At 64.7% G+C, this 377-nt stretch carries 1 protein-coding gene; it reads left to right on the top strand.

Annotation, left to right across the window (positions count from 1 at the left end):
* A partial coding sequence (locus AC1DLI_RS34435; protein ID WP_477610231.1) for an extracellular solute-binding protein occupies positions 1–377 on the top strand: 377 nt, incomplete at both ends.

The following is a 377-nucleotide window of genomic DNA, read 5'->3' as shown; positions in this document are numbered from 1 at the left end:
ACGCAGATCTCCAACGTCTGGGATGAATTCTTCCGCGGCTTCAACGTGTTCTACATTTCCGGCCCCTGGAACATCCGCGAGTTCAAGAAGCTGCAGCCGAAGGAACTGGAAGGGCAGTGGGGCACGGCCGCGCTGCCGGGTCCGGACGGTCCGGGCGCGGGCATCGCCGGTGGAACCAGCCTGGTGATCTTCCGCAAGTCGCAGCAGAAGGAAGCGTCCTGGAAGCTGATCGAATTCCTGTCGCGGCCGGCAATCCAGGCGCGCTTCCACGCGATCATCGGCGACCTGCCGCCGCGTCGAAGCACCTGGAATGCGCCTTCGCTGGCCAACGATCCACTTGCCGCCGCCTTCCGAGACCAGCTGGAGCGGGTCAAGCC

Source organism: Paenibacillus sp. 01T443 (assembly GCF_056398325.1).
The sequence above is the reverse complement of the archived record's forward strand: the minus strand, read 5'-3'. Positions and strand labels throughout refer to the sequence as shown.